The 20,299-nt window shown below is 66.0% G+C and carries 17 protein-coding genes; 10 read left to right on the top strand and 7 right to left on the bottom strand.

What is annotated here, in order from left to right:
- The first annotated feature begins 2 nt into the window (after positions 1–2).
- From D6M19_RS28945 to D6M19_RS28965, 5 genes are all read left to right on the top strand, one after another.
- Complete coding sequence (locus D6M19_RS28945; RefSeq protein ID WP_123028735.1) at positions 3–1,223, top strand: CaiB/BaiF CoA transferase family protein; 1,221 nt, start codon at positions 3–5, stop codon at positions 1,221–1,223.
- Complete coding sequence (locus D6M19_RS28950; RefSeq protein ID WP_123028736.1) at positions 1,220–2,572, top strand: OB-fold domain-containing protein; 1,353 nt, start codon at positions 1,220–1,222, stop codon at positions 2,570–2,572. Before D6M19_RS28945 ends, D6M19_RS28950 begins: the two co-directional genes overlap by 4 nt.
- On the top strand, positions 2,569–3,759 hold the full coding sequence (locus tag D6M19_RS28955; RefSeq protein WP_123028737.1) for an acetyl-CoA acetyltransferase: 1,191 nt from the start codon (positions 2,569–2,571) through the stop codon (positions 3,757–3,759). The genes D6M19_RS28950 and D6M19_RS28955 overlap by 4 nt, the downstream gene beginning before the upstream one ends.
- Before the next feature lie 48 nt (positions 3,760–3,807).
- Positions 3,808–4,779, top strand: a complete 972-nt coding sequence (locus D6M19_RS28960) for a hypothetical protein (RefSeq protein WP_164478752.1) — start codon at positions 3,808–3,810, stop codon at positions 4,777–4,779.
- 177 nt (positions 4,780–4,956) lie between these two features.
- Positions 4,957–5,781: a FadR/GntR family transcriptional regulator gene (locus D6M19_RS28965; protein ID WP_164478753.1), complete on the top strand. Its 825-nt coding sequence runs from the start codon at positions 4,957–4,959 to the stop codon at positions 5,779–5,781.
- Positions 5,782–5,819: 38 nt separating this feature from the next.
- Here the strand turns inward: D6M19_RS28965 and D6M19_RS28970 are convergent, their stop codons facing one another.
- From D6M19_RS28970 to D6M19_RS28980, 3 genes are read right to left on the bottom strand one after another with little or no spacing between them, the layout of a single operon-like run.
- The gene (locus D6M19_RS28970; protein ID WP_123028740.1) at positions 5,820–6,854 is read right to left on the bottom strand and encodes an ABC transporter substrate-binding protein; all 1,035 of its coding nucleotides are present in this window, start codon (positions 6,852–6,854) and stop codon (positions 5,820–5,822) included.
- A 24-nt stretch (positions 6,855–6,878) separates the two neighbouring features.
- Positions 6,879–7,730, bottom strand: coding sequence for an ABC transporter permease (locus D6M19_RS28975; RefSeq protein ID WP_123028741.1), 852 nt, complete (start codon positions 7,728–7,730; stop codon positions 6,879–6,881).
- Positions 7,723–8,592 carry an ABC transporter ATP-binding protein gene (locus D6M19_RS28980; protein ID WP_123028742.1) on the bottom strand — a complete coding sequence of 290 codons (870 nt, stop codon included), beginning with the start codon at positions 8,590–8,592 and terminating at the stop codon, positions 7,723–7,725. The genes D6M19_RS28975 and D6M19_RS28980 overlap by 8 nt, the downstream gene beginning before the upstream one ends.
- Before the next feature lie 222 nt (positions 8,593–8,814).
- Here D6M19_RS28980 and D6M19_RS28985 point away from each other — a divergent pair, with 222 nt between their 5' ends.
- From D6M19_RS28985 to D6M19_RS28995, 3 genes are all read left to right on the top strand, one after another.
- Positions 8,815–9,375, top strand: coding sequence for a cysteine hydrolase family protein (locus tag D6M19_RS28985; RefSeq protein WP_234835102.1), 561 nt, complete (start codon positions 8,815–8,817; stop codon positions 9,373–9,375).
- A gap of 1,101 nt (positions 9,376–10,476) precedes the next feature.
- Positions 10,477–11,754, top strand: a complete 1,278-nt coding sequence (locus D6M19_RS28990; RefSeq protein ID WP_123028743.1) for a lipase family protein — start codon at positions 10,477–10,479, stop codon at positions 11,752–11,754.
- An 89-nt stretch (positions 11,755–11,843) separates the two neighbouring features.
- On the top strand, positions 11,844–12,644 hold the full coding sequence (locus D6M19_RS28995) for a TetR/AcrR family transcriptional regulator (RefSeq protein ID WP_234835103.1): 801 nt from the start codon (positions 11,844–11,846) through the stop codon (positions 12,642–12,644).
- A gap of 45 nt (positions 12,645–12,689) precedes the next feature.
- On the opposite strand, the gene D6M19_RS29000 is transcribed toward D6M19_RS28995, so the two are convergent.
- From D6M19_RS29000 to D6M19_RS29015, 4 genes are read right to left on the bottom strand one after another with little or no spacing between them, the layout of a single operon-like run.
- Entirely contained in the window at positions 12,690–13,928 is a 1,239-nt protein-coding gene (locus D6M19_RS29000) for an alpha/beta hydrolase (protein WP_123028744.1), read from the bottom strand.
- The gene (locus D6M19_RS29005; protein WP_123028745.1) at positions 13,925–14,170 is read right to left on the bottom strand and encodes a hypothetical protein; all 246 of its coding nucleotides are present in this window, start codon (positions 14,168–14,170) and stop codon (positions 13,925–13,927) included. The genes D6M19_RS29000 and D6M19_RS29005 overlap by 4 nt, the downstream gene beginning before the upstream one ends.
- Entirely contained in the window at positions 14,167–14,817 is a 651-nt protein-coding gene (locus tag D6M19_RS29010; protein ID WP_123028746.1) for a VOC family protein, read from the bottom strand. The genes D6M19_RS29005 and D6M19_RS29010 overlap by 4 nt, the downstream gene beginning before the upstream one ends.
- Positions 14,818–14,857: 40 nt before the next feature.
- The gene (locus D6M19_RS29015; protein ID WP_123028747.1) at positions 14,858–15,616 is read right to left on the bottom strand and encodes a maleate cis-trans isomerase family protein; all 759 of its coding nucleotides are present in this window, start codon (positions 15,614–15,616) and stop codon (positions 14,858–14,860) included.
- Positions 15,617–15,845: 229 nt separating this feature from the next.
- Between D6M19_RS29015 and D6M19_RS29020 the strand changes: the two genes are divergently transcribed.
- Positions 15,846–17,954, top strand: a complete 2,109-nt coding sequence (locus D6M19_RS29020; RefSeq protein ID WP_123028748.1) for a hydantoinase/oxoprolinase family protein — start codon at positions 15,846–15,848, stop codon at positions 17,952–17,954.
- 18 nt (positions 17,955–17,972) lie between these two features.
- On the top strand, positions 17,973–20,291 hold the full coding sequence (locus D6M19_RS29025) for a hydantoinase B/oxoprolinase family protein (RefSeq protein ID WP_123028749.1): 2,319 nt from the start codon (positions 17,973–17,975) through the stop codon (positions 20,289–20,291).
- The last annotated feature ends 8 nt before the right edge of the window (positions 20,292–20,299 follow it).

Here is a 20,299-nt window from a genome sequence, read left to right on the forward strand (position 1 = left end):
CCGTGACCATCCCCCAGGCCGGTCCGGCCGTAACCGGACCTCTCAACGGCGTCAAAATCGTTGCCTTCGAACATGCTTGGGCCGCACCGTACGGCACCATGATGCTCGCCGACATGGGCGCCGACGTCGTCAAGATCGAACCGCCCGGTGTCGGAGACCACGTGCGCAATTGGACACGCAACGACCTCGACGGGCTCAGTCCGCACTTCCTGGCAGTCAACCGCAACAAGCGCTCCCTGGTGCTCGACCTGAAGAACCCCGACGGTCTGCGCACCGCGAAAGACTTGATCGCCCAAGCCGATGCCGTCGTGGAGAACTTTGCCCCCGGGGTGATGGCACGGCTGGGCCTGGACTACGAGACGGTGTCCGCCGACCATCCCGACCTTGTGTACTGCTCCATCAGCGGCTTCGGAGAAACCGGGCCCTACCGCGACCGCCGCGCCTACGACCTGCTCATCCAGGCTGAAGGCGGGCTGCTGTCGGTGACCGGCACCGACAGCGACTCACTGGCCAAGGTCGGCACCGCCGTCGTCGACGTGCTGGCCGCCATGGTCGCCGCGTTCTCCGTCGCCAGCGCGTTGCGCGGCAAGGAGGCGCTCGGGCAGGGCCGCTACATCGACGTCTCCATGCTCGACGTTGCCGCCTCGTCGATGGCGTTCAACCTGTTCAGCTACGGCCTGTCCGGGGTGATTCCCGGCCCTATCGGCACCGCGCACCCGCTGCTAGCTCCCTACGAGGTGTACAACACGGCGACCTCCCCCATCGCCATCGCCATCCTCACTGAGGCGCACTGGGGGACGTTCTGCCGCCTCATCGACCGCGATGACTTGCGCGACCGCTCCGACTTCGCGACCGCACCCATGCGGGTGCACAATCGCGAACTGCTCAACGCCGAACTGCAACCGGCATTCGACAAATGGGAAGGTGCGGACCTGGTGGCCGTCCTCAGCGAGGCCGGCCTGGCGTGCGCGAACGTCAACAATGTCGAGGCGCTACTGGACCATCCCCAGCTGCACGACCGCGACTTCTACAGCCGGTGGAACGTGCGCGGCCACCAGGTCACCGCACCCGGGGCGCCGTGGCGGATGACCGATTCCCCGCAACCGGTCGACCAGCTGCCGGCCGACCAGCCCGGCGAACACGCCGCCTCGGTGCTCGCAGACTGGCTCGGCATCGACAGCTCGGAAATCGAGGTGCTGACGCAGAAGGGAGCGCTGGGATGACCGGCATCACCGCGGCAGCCAGTTACGTTCCGCGCTACCGGCTTTCGGGTGCCGAGATCGCCCGCAGCTTCCGCCGCGACGGCAGCAACGGGCTGCGTAGTCTCGCCGGACCGGACGAAGATGCGCTAACCCTTGCGGTCGAGGCCGCGCGACGCCTCCCCGCGGGCATGCTCGACCGGGCGACCTCGGTGGTCTTTTGCTCGACGACCGCGCCATACCTGGTGAAGAACAACGCCAGTGCGGCACACGCGGCGCTGGGTCTGGATCCCACGGTCCCTGCCTATGACGCCGGAGGCGCATTGCGCTCGGCGGTCGGAGCACTGATGTCCGGGGCGCCTGGCACGCTGATCCTTGCTGCCGACGTGACTACCGCGCGGCCGGGGGCTCCAAACGAACTGACCCACGGCGACGCAGGCGTAGCTGTGCTTCTCGGAGATCGGGATTCATCGGCGATTATCGAGTACACGGCCAGCCACACCGAGGAAATTCTCGATCACTGGCGACATCCGGACAGTCATTGGATCAGCCAGTCCGAGGATAGATTTCCGGTGAGTATTTATCTGGCCCTGCTGCAGAACACGTTGACTCGCGCCGACTTCGGCGGAAGTGACTACGTGGTGCTCAGCGCGGCATCCTCGCGGCTGTCGAAGGCCGCCGAGAAGCAGCTCGCCGCGGTCGGCAAGGTCAGCCGCGTCGATGGAGTGGGGTATGGCGGCGTCGCCGATCTGCTGATGAATCTGGTGGAAGTGCTCGGCGGCGCGAGCACCGGCCAATCGATTACGGCGGTGAGTTTGGCCGACGGCTGCGACATCCTGCGGATCCGCGTGGCCGACGGTGACGGAAGTCTGCGCTTCCGGCCGGCTCTTGTCGAAGAGGGCGTCACCCCCGCCTACCTGGATGCGCTCACCTGGCGCGGGCTGTTGGACCGCGAACCCCCACGCAGGCCCGAGCCGCGCGTCGTGAGCGCGCCTGCCGCGCTTCGGGGGGCGTCGTGGAAGTTCACCCTCAAGGCCTCGGTCTGTGGCGCGTGCGGGAATGTGTCGACGCCTCCGCAGCAGGTCTGTCTGCGCTGCGGGTCGGCCGAGCAGGGTGAGCCCATCGCGATGTCGGATAGGGCCGCGGTGATCCGCACCTTCAGCATCGACCGGCTGGCCTACACCCTCAACCCGCCCATGGTGGCCGCGGTGGTGGGTTTCGAAGGTGGCGGCCGGTTGGAGGTCGAGCTCACCGACACCGACCCCGACGCCGTGGCGGTGGGTGCACCCGTTCGGATGACGTTCCGCCGCCGGCATTCCTCCGGCGGCGTGCACAACTACGTCTGGAAAGCCACGACGGACGGTATCGCATGAGCAGCAACGGGATTCGCGACAAGGTGGCTATCGTCGGCATGGGCTGCACTCGGTTCGGTGAGCTGTGGGATCGCAGCACGTCCGACCTGTTGGTAGAAGCAGTCACCGACTGCCTCAAGGACGCCGACACCGACATCGGTGTCGTCGACGCGTTCTGGCTTGGCACGATGGACTCTGGCTACAGCGGGCTTACCTTGTCCACGGCGCTGAAGGTCACCGGAAAACCGGTCACCCGGGTAGAGAACATGTGCGCCTCGGGTTCGGAGTCGCTGCGCGGGGCGGTGTACGCGGTGGCCTCGGGTGCATACGACGTGGCGATGGCAACCGGCGTGGAGAAGCTTAAGGACTCCGGTTACTCGGGCCTGGTCCGTCAGGATCCACCCGATGACGGATCGTCGGTGGAAACCACGGCACCAGCGGCCTTTTCATATCTCGCGCCGGCCTATCAGCAGGCCTACGGTCTGGACGACACCGTCATGCGCGAGGTGCTCAGCCACATCGCGGTGAAGAATCATGCTAACGGCGCCAAGAACCCGCGAGCCCAGTTCCGCACTCCGGTCAGTGCCGACACGGTGTCCTGCTCGCCGCTGGTCGCCGGCTCGCTAGGGGTGTTCGACTGCTCCGGTGTCGCTGACGGTGCCGCCGCTGCGCTGGTGGTCCGCGCCGAAGACGCCTACAGGTACACCGACACACCGATGTTCATCAAGGCGCTGTCAGTGACCGCCGGCGACGGGTACTCGATCCTCGACGACGAAGCCTCCTTCGCCTCGATCCCCGAGGTCGCCGCTTGCGCCGCTGACGCCTACCGTCAAGCCGGCATCAAGAACCCGCGTCGGGAGGTGTCGCTGGCCGAGGTGCACGACTGCTTCACCCCCACCGAACTGGTCCTGATGGAGGAGCTGGGCTTCTCCGAACGAGGCCACGGATGGAGCGATGTCCTTGATGGGGTCTTCGATGCCGACGGAGCGTTGCCGGTGAACATCGACGGCGGCCTCAAGTCGTTCGGCCACCCGATCGGTGCGACCGGTTTGCGCATGATGTTCGAATGCTGGCTGCAGTTCCGCGGCCAGGCCGGTCCACGCCAATTGTTGGACCCCACCATTGGTCTCACGCACAATCTCGGCGGCCGTCCAGGGCGTTGTGTGTCGTTCGTGGGCATTGTCGGCAAGGAACCGTCCGACGGATAACCCGCACGCTTGCGTGCAACCACCACCGAAATCCTCGAAAGGAACCTCATGGCCATCTTGGAAGCCGCCGATCTGAGCAAGGATCTGGAGGGCACCTACTACAGCCCCAAAATGCAATGGTGGTGTGCGCACGCCGATTTGGTAGATGACGCCGGCAACGAAACAGGCCTGTACTTTTGGCCGGCGCTCGGCTCGCTCGACGAGGCGTGGATCTGCTCGCTGCACACCATAGACGAGATGCTCGACCTCACCCAGCTCTACCAGCCGCTGGGAACGTTCAAGACCTCGCGCTCCGGTGTCGACGTCCAGTTCGGCAACCAGTACATCCGCGGGACCTTCCCGAACTACGAGATTTATGTCGAGGGCGAACCCAACGGTGAGCAGGTCTCGCTGCAGGTTGAGATGACCGCGGAAACACCGGCATTCGAGGCCGTTCCCAATCTGCGCGGCATCACCTGGCACTACGTTCCGCGGTTCTCGGTGCGGGGGACGCTGACCCGTGGCGGCAAGGCCACCTCGGTATCCGGGGTCGGGTACCTGGAGCGGCGACGCGGCCGATTCTGGACCCCCGGCATCAATCGCGGTCTATGGGAGAGCATCCCCGGCGCCGGGCCCGCACCCTTTGCAATCCCGCTGTTCTACAAGGTGTGGAAGAACGACGGCACCATTCAGCTGCAGACGTTGACATTCACCGTCGACGGCAGGCAGATGGTGGACTTCGAAAACGTCGAGGTCGACATTCAGGAGACCGCAAACCTGCCCGGATTCGAAGAGATCGACCACCCGATGCGCTACCGGCTCACCGCCGATGGTGACGGTGGCACCGCCACCATCGACGTCGTGCGTAATCCGCACCGGCTCGGCCTGCGTAACTATTTCGACGACCCGGATCCGCGCGCCAAGTGGACCGGTCTTTACGGCGCCGGCCACGCCACCGGCGTGGTCACCTACCGCGGCGAAGAGCACCGCGTTGATGCACCGAGCTATGGCAGCGCTCTGTTCTTCTACGAAAACAGCTGAGCCAGCATTGACGTAGACCTGCCCAACCAGCTTGCGTGCGCAACGACGCCGTCGGCTGGCGGGGCAGTTCACGCCGGTATCGCCGGGTCATTACTGCTACCATTAGTCGAATAATGCACCTAACGGGGCGATCGCTCGCCTGACGATACGGCGGCAGGCGTGAAGAGAGGTCTGGGGTTGGCCGACATCGGTGGCGGCAGTGGGCAACGCGCCGCGAAGTCCGGTTCTTCAACGCTCGCAGTTCGCAGCAGCCGTCCATTGCCCAAACTGGCCGCCATGCTCGCGCAGGAACTTCGCTCGAAGATCCTCGGTCTCGGCCTAGAGCCGGGCGCACCGTTGCCCAGCGAACCGGAGTTGATCGAACAAAGCGGGCTCGGACGGGCCTCGGTGCGCGAAGCCATCCGACTGCTTGAGGCCGAGGGCCTGGTGGTCATCCGCCGTGGCTCGCACGGCGGGATCTTCGTGGCCCAGCCCAACCTGTCCAACCTCAGTGCGAACATCGCGCCGGTGTTGACCTTGTCCAAGGCGCCGCTTCGGGATCTGACCACCTACCGCAAGATGGTCGAACCCCCGGCCGCCGGTATGGCGGCGCGCCTGGCGACTGAGGCCGAGAAGGCCGATCTGCTGGACCTCGCCAGCCACAACCCCGGAGCCGGGTACGTCAACGAAGTCGCGTTCCACGAGCGGGTCGCCGAACTCACCGACAATTTGCTGCTGCGCGTGCTGGTGCGGGTGCCCCACGATTTGTTGCGCGAACACCTCAAAGGCGAAGCCCTCGATGACGCCGTCGTCGCCGAGGCCAACAACGCCCACCGCGCGATCGCCAAGGCCATTCTGGCCGGCGACGCCGAACGTGCGGAGCGCGCCATGATGAAACACCTGGAAGCCTTCGAGGAGCGATTCGATGGGGCAGGCCGGCTCGACCGCCCCATCGTCGCGCAGGACCAGTGGCTACGGAACGCGCCCGAGGGTATCGGCGAAGTCATGAGCGGCTGGAGCTGACCTTCTCAGCGGTCCTGCCGCTGGAGAGATTCTGTCCGTCAGTTGGCCGGTTGCGCGGCGGTCCAGATATCGGCGAACTGGGTGGCGACGACCTCGTCGTAGGGAACGTCCTCCTTGATCAGGCCAGTCTGGTGATAGATCTTCATCGCCGCGTCATAGGTGGATGCGGGGATATCGGAGGAGAAATGCGACCGCGATGCGCTGTAGATCTCGGAGACCAATTGCGGATCGAGATCCCTAAACAGCTCCTGCAGAGCCGGCAGCGCCGTGTCGGGATCCTCGCGAAGGGTGTTGTTGGCCCGAGTTACCGCACGGACCAGCTTCTCGGCCACCTCCGGGTTGGCGTCAATCCACTCTTTGGTCGCCTGCAGCGTGGAAGTCGGCAGCTTGGAATAGGTGCTCTCCTTGGTGGTGTTGCGCAGATCGAACACGACGCGTCCCACCCCGGCTTCGGTCATCTGAGTCAGGTCAGGCTCGTAGCTGACCAGCGCATCAACGGCACCGGTGCGCAGAGCAGCGCTGGCTTCCGCGCCTGTGCCAACCGCGATGATCGTAACGTCGGTGTCTGGGTTCAAACCGTACTCGCGCAACACGCCGCGGACGATGGTGTCACCGGTGGATCCTGATGCCGCGACTCCAAATCGCTTGCCGCGCATCGCATTCACGAACGCCTGCGGATCGTCGGCGGGAATGTCAGGGAACGAGTTGCCCCCGACGAACGCGTAAATCGTGGCCATCTCCAACCCTGCCAGGCTTTGGATGGCCTGCCCCTTGGTGGACAGTTCGATGGGCGTGTCGAATCCGGTGGTGACGGCAACGACACTGCCGCCGAGCAGAGCCGAAACGGATGCGTCGCCGCTGTCGGTCGACACGATGCTGACGTCAAGCCCTTCGTCCTCGTAGTAGCCGAGACTCTTGGCCAGGAACGCAGGGCTGAAGGTCATGAGATTGACCCCCGCGATCTTGATGGAGGTGGAACCCGCCTCACTGGAGCCGGGCTTGCCTGCGCATGCGTTGAGCAGCAGCAGCAGTGGCACCACGACCGCGAGCAGCGCGGTGATGCGACGATGCATGAGGGTGTGTCCTTTCGTGGAGCGTTACACCGCTGTGGTGATTCCCCAGCCGGCGAGGGATTTCTCGAGAACTCGGAGCAGTTGATCGATGACCATGCCGAGGACGGCGACGACCACCAGGTAGGCGAAAACGGTTGTGGTATCGAACAATCCGGAGGCGCGCGACAGCCGCAGCCCGAGCCCGTGCTCGGAGATGATGAGTTCGCCGACGACCGCGCCCATCAGTGCGAATCCCATGCCGACGCGGGTGCCGGCGAGAACCCACGGGACCGAGGCGGGCAGGCTGACCTTGCGGAAGACGAACCAATCGCCGCCGCCCATCATCTTGACCTGGTTGATGAGGCGTTTGTCTACGTTCATCAGTCCGGAGTAGGTGTTGAGCAGCATCACGAAGTAGCACAGTGAGACCACCAACGCGATCTTGGAGGCTGGGCCGATGCCGAACCAGATGATGAACAGCGGCGCCAAGGCCAGCCGAGGGGTGCTGTAGAGCGCGAGGATGTAGGGATCGACGATCTTCTGCAGGAGCGGAACCTTGTAGAACAGACAGGCCGTGCCTACGCCGGCGACGGCGCTGATCGCGAAGCCGACCAGAGTGTTCTGCAGCGTAAAGGCAATGTCGCTGTAGAGCTGCTGGGTGAAGACGAGCTCCGATAGGCGACTCAGCACGGCGGTTGGCTCGCTGACGTAGAACGGGTCGATGATGCCCAGTTCGACGCCACCCTGCCAGAGCGCCAGTGCCGCCAGCAGGAAGAGGAGCCGCAGACCCAAGAGGCGAAGGGCGGGTAGCACGGCGCGGCGACGTTTGCGCTGCACCGGTGGCGCGGTGTCCGTTGCAGGATCCTGCGGACGATCCGCGGTGACTGTGTTAGGCATGGGCGTCTTCTCCGGCCATCAGCTTGTGCAGGATCTCGTCGTAGAGTTCGCGGTACTCCCTGCGTTTCATCACCTGAGCCAGGTCGCCCCGCGGACGCTCGATGTCGACCTTGTAGTCCTCCACGATGCGGCCGGGTCGAGCGCTGAACATCAGGATCCGGTCGGAGAGCAGCACCGCTTCACCGGGATCATGGGTGACGAACAGCACTGTCTTGGGGTCCATCTCCCAGACCCGCATCAATTCCTGCTGCATCACGATCTTGGTCAGCGCATCCAACGCACCGAAAGGCTCGTCCATCAAGATGATCTCCGGCGTTTGTGCCAGCAGCCGCGCGAACTGGACCCGCTTGCGCATCCCCCCGGATAGCTCACTGGGACGTCGATCCTCGAAACCCTTTAGCCCGACCAACTCCAGTAGTCGCCGCGCCTCCGATTTGTCGACCTTGCGCCTGACCTGCATTGGCAACGACACGTTGTTCATCGCCGTGGCCCACGGCAGCAGAGTGTCCTCTTGAAACATGTATCCGGCACGGCCGTTGATGGAGGTCAGTTCTTGTCCGCCGATGCGGATTGACCCCGAATCGATGGACACCAAGCCGGCGACGGCGTTGAGGAAGGTCGACTTGCCGCAGCCACTGGGACCCAACAACGAGACGAACTGGCCTGGCTCGATAGTCACCGACACGTCGGCGAGCACCCTCAAGTCGTGGTCGCCCTTCGTGGGAAACGCGACGTTGACGTCATGGGCGTCAACGCCCACGGTGCCGGTCGGAACGGGCCCCCCGACTGCCGTCGGCCGCGACGCCGCCGAGCGGGATTCCCGAGCCGCCGGCTCCAGGGTGGATGTACTGGAACGGATCACCGGTCTCCTCGCTTCTGATCCATCAGGTGAATTGTGCGCATGATTCCCCTAATCGAAGCACGTGGCGTACGTCACGTCAACCGTCGGACGTGAGCTACTCCCAACGGCGCACGGCGAGCCCCTCCGTCGGACACCGTCGACGAGGCGGCGCCGGGAAGTGGTGCGCCTAGGGTGGTCATCGCGTGCGTCATCTTCGAGGCGGCGTAGGGATGGAGAAGAACGGTGACCGATCGGCCACAAGAGCGAAATGCACTGCTGCTGATGGACTTTCAGACATCGGTGATACCAGCGTTCGGCGGTGATAACCGTTTGCTGCGCCGGATCGCCGAGTTGAGCGAGGCCACCCGCCACCGCGACGTGGACGTCGTGCACGTGCGCATCAGTCTCCCGCGCGGGCTAGCGGAGGTCGGACCGGCCAACCGAGTATTCACCGAAGTCGCCACATCCCTCGCCAGTGAGGCCGATACGGGCGTGCATCCGGCGATCGCACCCGCGGCCGACGACTTCGTGGTGACCAAGAAGCGTGTCAGCGCCTTCTCCGGCAGTGATCTGGACCTACTGCTGCGCGCCCGGCGCATCGGCACCGTCGTGCTCGCGGGTGTGTCCACCTCTGGAGTCGTCTTGTCGACGGTTCGGCAGGCCGCCGACCTCGACTATCGAATCGTGGTGCTCGCCGACGGATGCGCCGACAGCGACGACGATGTCCACTCGGTCCTGCTGCGCAAGGTGTTTCCTCCCCAAGCGGACGTCATGTCCATCGGCGACTGGTCGACTAGTCTCTAAACCCCCACGGACCAGCGGGCGCGTCACCCGGCGATCGCCGCGAGCGCGAACTGGCGCAACGGTTTCCAGGGCACCGCACGTCCGCCGCGCAGCAGCTGACCGTAGTGCTCGGGGACGACCGGATTGATGATCAAATCCAACACGGCGACAGCGGCGCTGGCCCCTGTGGTGCGTCACCGATGTCCCACCAGACCGACGACCGCCCACGACCATGGTGTCGAAGGCGGTGCGAGACGCTCGAATCGACGATAATGTCGAATACCCAACGCATTATGGCGGCAGGCTTGGCGAGAGCGCTGGCCGGGCTGGCCGCAGTGCACCGCGCGGATGCGCGGCCCGGCGAGCGACGTCTATTCGCCAACGCCGGCGTGGACTGAACAGGGTGCCGGGGGCGGGACCACATCCGTCCGCGGCCCCTCAAGATGGTGCGTCACCCCACCATTCATCGGGTTCGCCGTGACGACCGCGCGGTGTCGACCGATATCGATCGTAGGTCAGTCTGATTTGGCCACTAGATCTTTCGGTGCGCCTCCGGGCCTCATGGCTGGCGCGGTACCCGGACATCGACTCCGCCGATGCGCCCAAGTGAGGTACGAATCTCGAAGGATCACATCGTCGGCCCGCCGTCCGGTCGCCATCCCTCTTTGGCCCATCGCCCGTCGATGATCGAGCCGAGCCGCGGGGAACCACCGAGGGCGGGATCCCGGCAAGTCACGTGACTCCAACCACACCAGTACTTGACAGTGATGCCACCCACACCAAATACTCAACGCGCATGTCGGATATACGTCACTTGCGTCGACAATCTGAAAGGGAGTGTCCATGGCGGTGTGTACGCAGTCCCGGCCAGGTCACCCGCGGACGTGACCAGCCGGCCCCGTCTCCGGGCAGTCGTCGAGACCGCTGCGCGGTCGCGGCGGTCGGTTCACAGCGGAGCGCGTTATCGGGCGCCATCCCCGCGTCACCACCCATCAGCGCACCCACCAAGAAACGGAGAACATCGTGAGGCACCTGTCATTTGGGACCCGCACCTTACAGCGGCTTCCCGTCGAGCCGGCGGCCGTCGTGCGTCGACGCCCCGTCTGGGTGATCGCCCTCCGGATGGTTCTCGCCGTCGTTCTCGGGGTCGCGTCGGCGGTCGTCAACGCGCCTGGCGCGCAGGCGGATGAGAGTCAATATCTGGAGTTCTACACTCCGCCCGACCCGCTGCCGGTGGGTCAGCCCGGTGACCTCATACGAAGCGAACCTTCACGTTTGGTGCTGGAGCCCTCGGGCCAACTGGGCGCCTTCGTCGGGACCGGAACCCGGATCATGTACCGCAGCACCGATGCACAGGGCAAGCCGGTAGCGGTCACCGGCACCTACATCGAGCCCGACGTACCGTGGCCCGGCAACGGGCCGCGACCGCTGCTGGCCTATGCGACAGCCCCCTACGGGATGGGGGAGCAGTGCGCCCCGTCGCGTCTGTTCAACCAGGGCATCCACGCGTCCCTGCAAACCGGATTCGACCTGATGTTCAACGTCGAGGAAGGCTTCATCGCGACCCTGCTGGCCCGCGGGTTCGCCATCGTGGTCACCGACGGCGTCGGCTCAGGCGTGCACGGACCCCAATCGCCGCAGTTCCTGAACCGGATGGCAGGCGGGCACGCCCTCATCGACGCAGCCCGCGCGGCGATGAAGCTACCCGCCACGTCACTAGACCCGCACGGCCCGGTCGCGTTCTGGGGTTGGCTCGCCGGTGGACACGCTGCGCTGTCGGCAGCCGAACTGACCAGCAGCTACGGACCCGAACTCCAGGTCGTCGGAACCTACGCCGCGGCCACGCCGACCAATCTCGCCGACATGCTGCCCGGAATCGACGGCAACTTCCTGGCCGGGGCGACCGGGTTTGTGCTGCGCGGGATCATGGCGTCTTACCCTGGAACCGAACAACCCATCCGTGACGTGCTCACGCCACGCGGGTTGGAGATGCTCGACAACACCGGTCGCCAATGCCTGATGCAGACCGGAATCGACTACATGTTCCGGCATCTGCAATTCTGGTTCAACGGCGACGTCTTCGAGATGGCGAAGAACGATCCGTTCAAGACCATCCTGGGCGCCCAGCGGCTCGGCAACGAAAGACCCACCGGGCCGGTCTACTTCACACACAACAGGTGGGACCCGTTCGGTCCCTACCAATCAGCGCTGGACACGGCCCGCGACTACTGCGCGATGGGTGCCGACGTCACGTTCTGGACGAACGAGCAACCGCCGCTGTTCAACAAGCTGGACGTCAACGCGATGCTGCCGGTGTTCGTCGACGGCGAGCGAAGCATGGCGTGGGTGACCGACCGGTTCAACGGCGTGCCCACCGCCTCCAACTGCGGCGAACTGTGACGGCAGTGGGTCGACCTGGATTCGTGGGGCGTCGGCGTGGGGGCACCAGCATGACCTTCGACCAGGCCTGTCGCGGCTATTCTGCGGGTATGCCCTCTGCGCGCAGCTCCCGACAGGCCGACGGCCGGGCACGGAGCCAACCCCGCAAGCAACGCGACGCGGCGCCCGAAGCGGAACGGGCCCCGCATGCGGCAACGGCCAAACCCAGCACCACTCGGCGTGAACTGGTCGAGCAGCGGATCATGGAAGAGGCAACCGAATTGTTCGCCGAGCGCGGGTTCGCCGCGACCAGTCTCGGAGACATCGCCGAGGCCGCCGGATTGACCCGCCCCGCGATCTACCACTATGTCGCCAACAAGGACGAACTCCTGGCGCGACTGGTTCACGAGAAGACCGAGGAACCCGCGATCTTGCTGCGCCTCATCAACGAGCGCACCGACCTGGGTCCCACCGAGAAGTTGAGGACCATGGCCACCGAGATCGCGCGTGGCCAAGTGCATTCCCCGGCGCGCTTCCGATTACTGGTGCGCTCCGAAGCCGAGCTGCCCGAACAGCTTTCCGAGGTCTACCAACAGAGCAGGCGCAACGTCCTGCAGGAATTCGTTCGTGTCATCGACGGCGGCATTGCCTCCGGTGTGTTTCGACCGGTGGACCCTCGCATCGCAGCCCTCGGCGTGATCGGGATGCTGAACTGGATCGCGTGGTGGCACCACCCGAGTGCGCCCGACGGAGACCGGGTGATCGAGCAACTCGCCGACATGGCGGTCCAAAGTGTCCTGCACGAGAAGGACGGTACGCACTACGACAGCGGTCCCTCGCGGGCCATCGCCGCCTTGCGGCACAACCTCGACTATCTCGAACGCCAATTTGGCGGAGGATCGAAGGGGTAGGTCTTTCGGCCCATGTGTGCTGAGGTGGTCGGTAGGGGCCTAGCGTCAGTACCTCTTGGCGAGCCAGTCGCCGATGTCGACTGCGGCGAGTGACGCACCGGTGGGTTCGCCTGGTTTGAGTGACCCGCCGAAGTGGGTGCCGGCCACCTGGGTGTGCGTTACGTCGGTGGCGCCGAGTGCGCCGACCATCGCGCGGGCGTCGTGCGGGAAGCAGGCCTGGTCGCCGGTGAGTTCGACGAACAGCGTCGGGGCACGCACGCCAGGCGCGCATCGCAGGAAGTCGGCGTTGGCGGTGTTGGCCGACCACGTGGACAGCCACGCGTCCGGGGTGGCGAACCGACCGAAGCCGACGAGGCCGTAGTTCGTCAGATCTGGGCGTCGCCCGAACAGCGACCCGTAGGGCCGGTCGTTGGGGTCGAGCGACAGGTCGGTGAATCGGAGGTCCGCGTCGGTGCGGTAGACGGTCAGCACGCGCGGCGCCAGGGCGGCACGGCGGTCGGCGGGGTCGGCCGAGGACTTGAACCGCCGACGCGCCGCAGCGGCGTCTGCGGCCCGGGTGCGCGCCTCGGCGTCAATGCGGGCGATGCGGGCCCGCTGCGCCGCCCGGTAGCGGTCCACGAACTCAGCCGGGTACGTCGAGGGAGCTGGGGCCGGGTGGTAACCGTTGGCCTCAGAGAAGGGGTCCAGCGTCGGATCGACGCTGAGTGGGTCAGTTTCGTCGCTGACCGACGGGTCGATGAGGCGCTGCAGGAGCTGTCCCTGCCCGGGGTGTGGCGCCATAAAAACGGCACCATCTGGTGCGGGCATGTCGGCGGCCGTCAGGTCGACGGGGCGTCCCGACGGCGACGCGGTCAGCCGTTGCTCTGGTGACAGGCCCGCCTGCTGGTGGTAGAACGCGAACAGCGTGCCGCCACCTGAGTGGCCCAGTGTGATGCGGTGGCCAAACCCCTTGTCGCGCAGGAATACCTGGCCCACGGCGACGTCGAGCAATGCCTGCTCATGAATGAGGTTGAGGTCGTTGTTGGTCGACCGGGTGCCTTGCGTCCACACGGCGTAGCCGCGGGCCACCAATTCGGGGACGAGCACGTGGTGGGTGAGGTCTTGACGTGGATGCATCAGAGTCACGACGGTGTCGCAGCCCGGCAGCATCCGCAGCACCCCGGTCACCGTGGCTCCGTCGGAGGTCGTCAGTTCGTGGGCTGAGGTGATGGTGTCGGTCGGCAACTCGGCGGCGGTCAGGTAGCGGCCCGCGCCGAGCCGTGTGGTGGGGCTGGGCGAGTTCACCGTGCCTCCAACCTCATCGCGTCCTTGTCCCACTGCGTGATCACCGCATCGATCAACCCGGCGACGCTGCTGTACCAGACGGCATGTCGGCATCCGGTGGCGCGGCGGTCGATGACGATCGGCCCAGGTGCGCTGATCCTGAAGTAGGGTCCGACGCGATCGATGGTGACGGTGGGACTTTGTCCTGCCTGCACCACGACCGGACGGTTCTCCGGGACGTCGAGCACGAACAGCGCGGTCACGAGACGGGCACCCCCGTGGCGGGGGCGCCGTGCAGGCGTTGCCATTGGTCGGCGCGTTCGACGATGAGTTCGGCCTTGCGGACCAGCAGCGCGTCCATCGAGGGTGCCGGACCGGACACCACGTCGATCAGGGCGTCGATGGTGAGGTTGGCGTCGAGGTCCTCCTGCGGGGTCACCGGTCGCATCGCGCGCGTGATCTCGATCATGTAGCCGTTGGGGTCGTGGGTGTAGATCGATTCGATGGTCTCGTGCTGGATCTGCATCTCCACGGGCCACTCGCTGGCGTCGAGACGGCGCCGGTAATCGAGCAGGTGGTCTTCGCTGTCGACGTGAATGGCGAGGTGGCGTGAGCGGATGAACCAGACCGGCACGGTTTCGTCGAACCGGGAGTAGGAGTCGCCCTGTGGGCCACCGGCGAACGGTTCGAGCCCGAAGTAGTAGAAGAACGCGAGCCGGTCGTCATTGCCGATGTCGAAGAAGAAGTGGATGAAGTCGGGGTGTTTGTCCGGGCCCCAGCCGGCGGCGCAGATCGAGTGCACCACCGGGAACCCCAGTGTGTCGCGGTAGAACCGGACGGTCGCCGCGGGATCGAAGGTGGGGTACGCGACGTGATCGACGCCGCGGACGAAGTGGTGTGAATCAGACATGCGGTCCTCCTTGGGGTGGGGTGGCTCGACGGGATGGCCGTCAGGCAGGGATGGAGGCGAGATCGGCTCGCAGCAGGCTGCCGGCGCCCTCGATGGTGACCGGCAGGTCCAGGCTGCGCAGCAGGCTGTAGGCGCCTGCGGTGGCGGCCGAGAGCACGGGCAGGCCGAATTCCCGTTCGGCGGGTTCGATCAGGCCAAGGGATGGCATTTGGACACAGCAGCTCAGCACCAGCGCGTCGACTCCGGTCAGCTCCATCGACCGGGCCGCCGCCATCACCTGCTCGCCGGGGATGCAGCCGACGTCGGCGTTATCAGCGACTTCCAGGGCGCGCCAGTCAACGACGTCGAAGCCTTCGGCGATCAGGTAGTCCACGACCTGCTGCGCCAGGGGCTTCATATACGGGGTGACCAGCGCGATCCGCTTCGCGGCGAGCACGCCGAGCGCCTCGACAAGGGCTCCAGCGCTGGATCTGACCCGGGTGTCCGAGCCGCCGGTCGCGAGCTGTTCGGCCACCGCAGCTTCGACGCGCCGGTGCTCACCCGGGCCGCCCACCATCACCGCCACCAGGCAGGCGTAAAGCAGCACGGCTGGGTCGGCATCGGCGATCTCCATGATGCAGCGCTCTCGCTGGGCATTCATCGACACCAGCTGCTCGGGGGAGACCGTGTGCATCCGCATACGCGTGGAATGAAACGAAAAGCGCGACAGCGGGTGCCGCGCCAGCAGGGCAGGCATCTCGGTTTCGACAGTGACGTTGGAACTCGGTACTACCAGTCCGATTCGATGCGGCGTGGTCATGTCGGTATGGGTCCTTCCAGCAACTGCTTGACGTTAATGATGATTATTCGACACTCGTGAGTGTGCGAGTTCTGCGCCGTTTCGTCAACCACGATCAAACGAGCGTCCGAGAACCGAATAATGGTTGGCGGTGTGACTGTTGACACAAGCACCATGCGCGTCCAATACTCGACACTGGCGTTGGCTCCGTTGGGGCAGTCGGGCCGCTCAAGTGGAGGGACATCGACAGATGGCATACGTGATCGGCGTGGACGTCGGCGGAACGTTCACCGACGCCGTACTCGACGACGGCTGTGGCATGGTGATCGCGGGCAAGGCACCGTCCACGCCACCGGACTACTCGGCCGGCGTCATCGACGTCCTCGGCGTGTTGGCCCAACAGCTGGGCCAGTCCGTCGAAGACATGCTGTCCGACGCCCATCACATTGCGCACGGGACGACGTCCTCGCTCAACGCGCTGGTGATGAACCGGGTTCCCGACATCGGGTTCATCACCACCAAGGGGCACCGCGACTCGATCTTCATCATGAACGTCGAGGGTCGCTACCTCGGCCGCTCCACCGAGGAACTACAGAACCCGCTCTGGCAGAGCAAGTCTCACGGCCTGGTGCGCCAGCGCCACGCACTGGAGGTCACCGAGCGGCTGGACCGCGACGGCCGGGTGGTGGTGGCACTCAACGAGGACGAGGTCCGCAACGCCGTCGTCACCCTGGTCGCCGACGGCATCTCCGCGATCGCGGTGTCGCTGCTGTGGTCATTCCGCAACCCGGCCCATGAGCGCCGGATCCGTGAGATCGCCCACGAGATCGACCCCGACCTGTTCGTGGCCATCTCCAGCGAAGTGTCACCCCGCATCAGGGAATTCGCCCGCAACGCCACCACGATCATGAGCACGCAGATCGGACCCGGTCTGCGCGATTACCTCGGCGAGCTGGAAAGCAGATTGCGGGAGCTGGGCATGACCGGGCCCCTGCTGGTGATGCAGAGCAACGGCGGCGCCGTCGCGGCAGCGGAGGCTCCGGGAAATGCCATCTCGACGGTCGGATCGGTACTCACCGGCGGGGTGGTCGGCGCGGTGTCGCTGGGCCGACAACTCGGACACCGCAACATCATCGCCACCGACGCCGGTGGCACCACCTTCCTGGCCGGCCTCATCGTCGACGGCGAACCGGTCCGCTCCTCGACCACCGTGATCAACCATCACCCGATCAACGTCCCCACCCTTCAGGTGCACGCCATCGGATCCGGCGGCGGGGCGATCGCCTGGCTCGACGCCGGCGGCAATCTGCAGATCGGCCCGCACAGCGCCCAGGCCGTCCCCGGGCCTGCGTGCTACGGCAACGGCGGCACCGAACCCACCAACACCGACGCCAACCTGGTCTTGGGCATCATCGGAGAACGTGGCCTGCTCGGCGGACGACGGACGCTCGACATCGGCCTGGCCCGTGAGGCGATCCGCACCCGCATCGCCGAACCCTTGGGGTTGACCGTCGAAGAGGCCGCGGCCGCGATCTTCGAAGTCCAAAACGCCCAAACCGGTGACCTGCTGCGCAAGACCGTCGTGGAGGCCGGCCACGACCCGCGCGAGTTCATTGTCTACGCGTTCGGCGGTTCGGGCCCCGCCCACTGCGGGTTCTACGCCCAGGAGATCGGGGCCACCGACGTCGTGGTGCCGCTCGGACAGGTGGCCTCGGCGTTCTCCGCCTACGGCCTGGCGTCCTCGGACATCGTGTTAGCCAAGGAGCTGTCGGATCCGGCTGCGATGCCGTTGGATCCCGCACGCGTGCAACGCAACTTCGAGGGCCTGGAGGCCCAGGTCCGGGAGATGCTGGCCCGGCAGGGCTTGACCTTCTCATCGGTCGAGATCGAGCGGGAGATCGATATGCGCTACTCGATGCAGCTCGCCGAAGTGGCCACCCCCGTCCCCAACGACAGCCTGACCGCCGCCGACGTCGCCGCCAGCGTCGAGGTGTTCGAGCAGCGCTACGCCGACCTCTACGGCAAGGACAGCGGATTCCGCGAGGCCGGCATCCAGGCCATCACCTACCGGGTGCGCGGCACCGGCGTGCTGCCGTTCTCACCCACCCTGCCCGAGGTCAAGCAGGCCGACTCCAGTGATGCCTCCGCGGCCCTGACCGGCACCCGCAAGGTGTGCCTGGGTGGGCGCGGTGGCTACGTCGACACCGACATTTACGAGTACACCAAGCTGCGCGCCGGGCACGTCCTTGCAGGGCCCGCGGTGATCGAGGTGCCCACCACAACCGTCGTGGTGCCCGCAGGCACCACCGGCACCGTCGACCGGCTCGGCAACCTGCACATCGCCGTCGACCACGCCTGAATAAGAGGAGAAGCCACCATGACCGCCCCCATCCCCGGCTCCGAGATCTTCTCCAGCCGACCCATCGACCCCGACACCCTCTCCCGCATGATCGGTGCGACGGTGCCCACCCACACCGTCACCCAGGAGCAGATCGACGCCGTCGACCCGCTCACCTACGAGGTGATCCGGCACCGCCTCTGGTCGGTGACCGACGAGATGGGGGAAGCGCTCAAGCGCATGTCCGGTTCACCCATCGTCACCGACGCCAACGACTTCGACTTCGCCATCAGCGACGAACTCGGCCAAGAGGTGCAGGTCGGCCTGTACAACACCATGCTCGTGGGCGCCGTGGACCTCGCGATCTACTGGACCCTGCGCCACCGCGCGCAGAACCCCGGAATAGCCGAGGGCGACATGTTCCTGTGCAACGACCCATGGGTCGGCGGCGGGCTGCACCAAAGCGACGTCATCGTCTACCAACCGGTCTTCCACGACGGCAAGTTGTTCGCCTGGACCAGCGCCATCTGCCACGAGCCCGACCTCGGTGGGTCGGGACTGGGGTCCTTCGACCCCTCGGCCAAGGACGTCTTCTCCGAATCCCTGCCCACCCCGCCCATCAAAGTGATGCGCAACCACGAGATCCAACGCGACGTCGCCGACGCCTGGATCCGGCGCTCCCGGGTACCGATGCTCGTCGGCCTCGACCTGCGGGCCAAGATCGGCGCCAACACCGTGGGACGCACCCGGTTGACGTCGGTCATCGAGCAGTACGGTGCCGACACCGTCAAGGCGGTGATGAAGCGGATGATGAACGACGCCGAGACCCGCCTGCGCCACAAGCTCACCGCCCTGCCCGACGGCACCTGGCGCGCCACCGGCTATCAGGATCAAAGCTCCGTCGGGGACCGCGCCGTGCACAAGATCACCGTCGCCATGACCAAGAACGGCGACCACCTCACGTTCGACTTCACCGGCACCGACCCCCAGACCGGCGTGATCAACTGCACCTACGCCGGCATGCGCGGCGGCGTGATGCTGGCGGTGCTGCCGATATTGGCAGGAGACATCCCCTGGTCGGCCGGCGGACTGATGCGATGCTTCGACCTTGTCTCAGAGGAAGGCACCATCAACAACGCCACCTTCCCGGCCGCGGTCAGCCGCGGCCCAATCGGCCCGGCCTGGCTGACTGGCAACCTCATCGCCGAGTGCCTGGCCCAGATGCTGGACCAACGCATCGAACTCGGCAAGAGCGTTCAGGCGTCCTGCTGCGGCACCTGGGACACCGCGGTCATTGCCGGCCTTGACGAACGCAACGACCAGAGCGTCCCGTTCCTCAACATCATGATGGAACCCATGGCCGGCGGTTACGGTGCTCGCCCCGTCGCCGACGGCATGGACACCGGCGGCCTGTTCTGCATCCCGATGGGACGCATCCCCGACACCGAGATGACCGAGTTCCTCTATCCACTGCTCACACTGTGGCGCCGCGAGGAGCCCGACTCCGGTGGCGCCGGCCGCATGCGCGGCGGGGTCAGCGCGTCGGTGGCTGTCACCCCATACGGCAGCAGCCTGCCCATGGGCCTGGTCTTCGCCTCCGCAGGCAAGGCCATCGCCCAGAACAACGGCCTGGCCGGCGGCCAGCCCGGCAACACCGGATTGGAGATCCTCGCGCGCGACGCCGGTATCGCCGAGATGCTCGCCCAAGGCCGGCTGCCTGGCGACCTCGCCGATTTGGGGGGCACCCGCGAGATCGGCGCCTGCTACGCCGAAAGTTACCTTGCCCCAGGCGAAGTGCTCTACATGCACTGGCAAGGAGGCGGCGGTTACGGCGACCCGTTGCGCCGCGAACCCGCTGCCGTCGCCCGCGACGTCGTCAACGGCAAGGTCAGCGCCGAAGGTGCCCGCATCAATTACGGCGTCGTCGTCGCCGATGGTGACTTCGACACCGCAGCCACCGCGGCGCTGCGCGACGACATCCGTGCCGAGCGACGCAGCCGCTCCGACATCCCCCAAACCCAGCAGGCGAACGTTCACCCCGAAACCGGCCGGCGCATCGACGACAACCTCGCCGAGATCACCATCGGAGACGCCCGCGTGATCGCCTGCGCGCATTGCGGCCGACTGCTCGGAGACAGCAAGACCGGCCGACTCGATCTGGCCCGCTACGAGGGCCCCTCCACCGACGCCGGACCCCAAGTCACCTCCGACCCGACCGAATACATCGACACTCCAGTGGTTTTCAGGCAACTGTGCTGCCCGGGCTGCTGGACTGCCGTTTATTCCGGCATCGTCCCCGCCGATCACCCCGACCACGTCTCCGACCTGGCCCGACTGCTCCCGGCGGTCGCCGAGTGAACGCAGTG

The sequence above is a fragment of the Mycolicibacterium stellerae genome (genome assembly GCF_003719305.1).
GTDB classification, from domain to species: domain Bacteria; phylum Actinomycetota; class Actinomycetes; order Mycobacteriales; family Mycobacteriaceae; genus Mycobacterium; species Mycobacterium stellerae.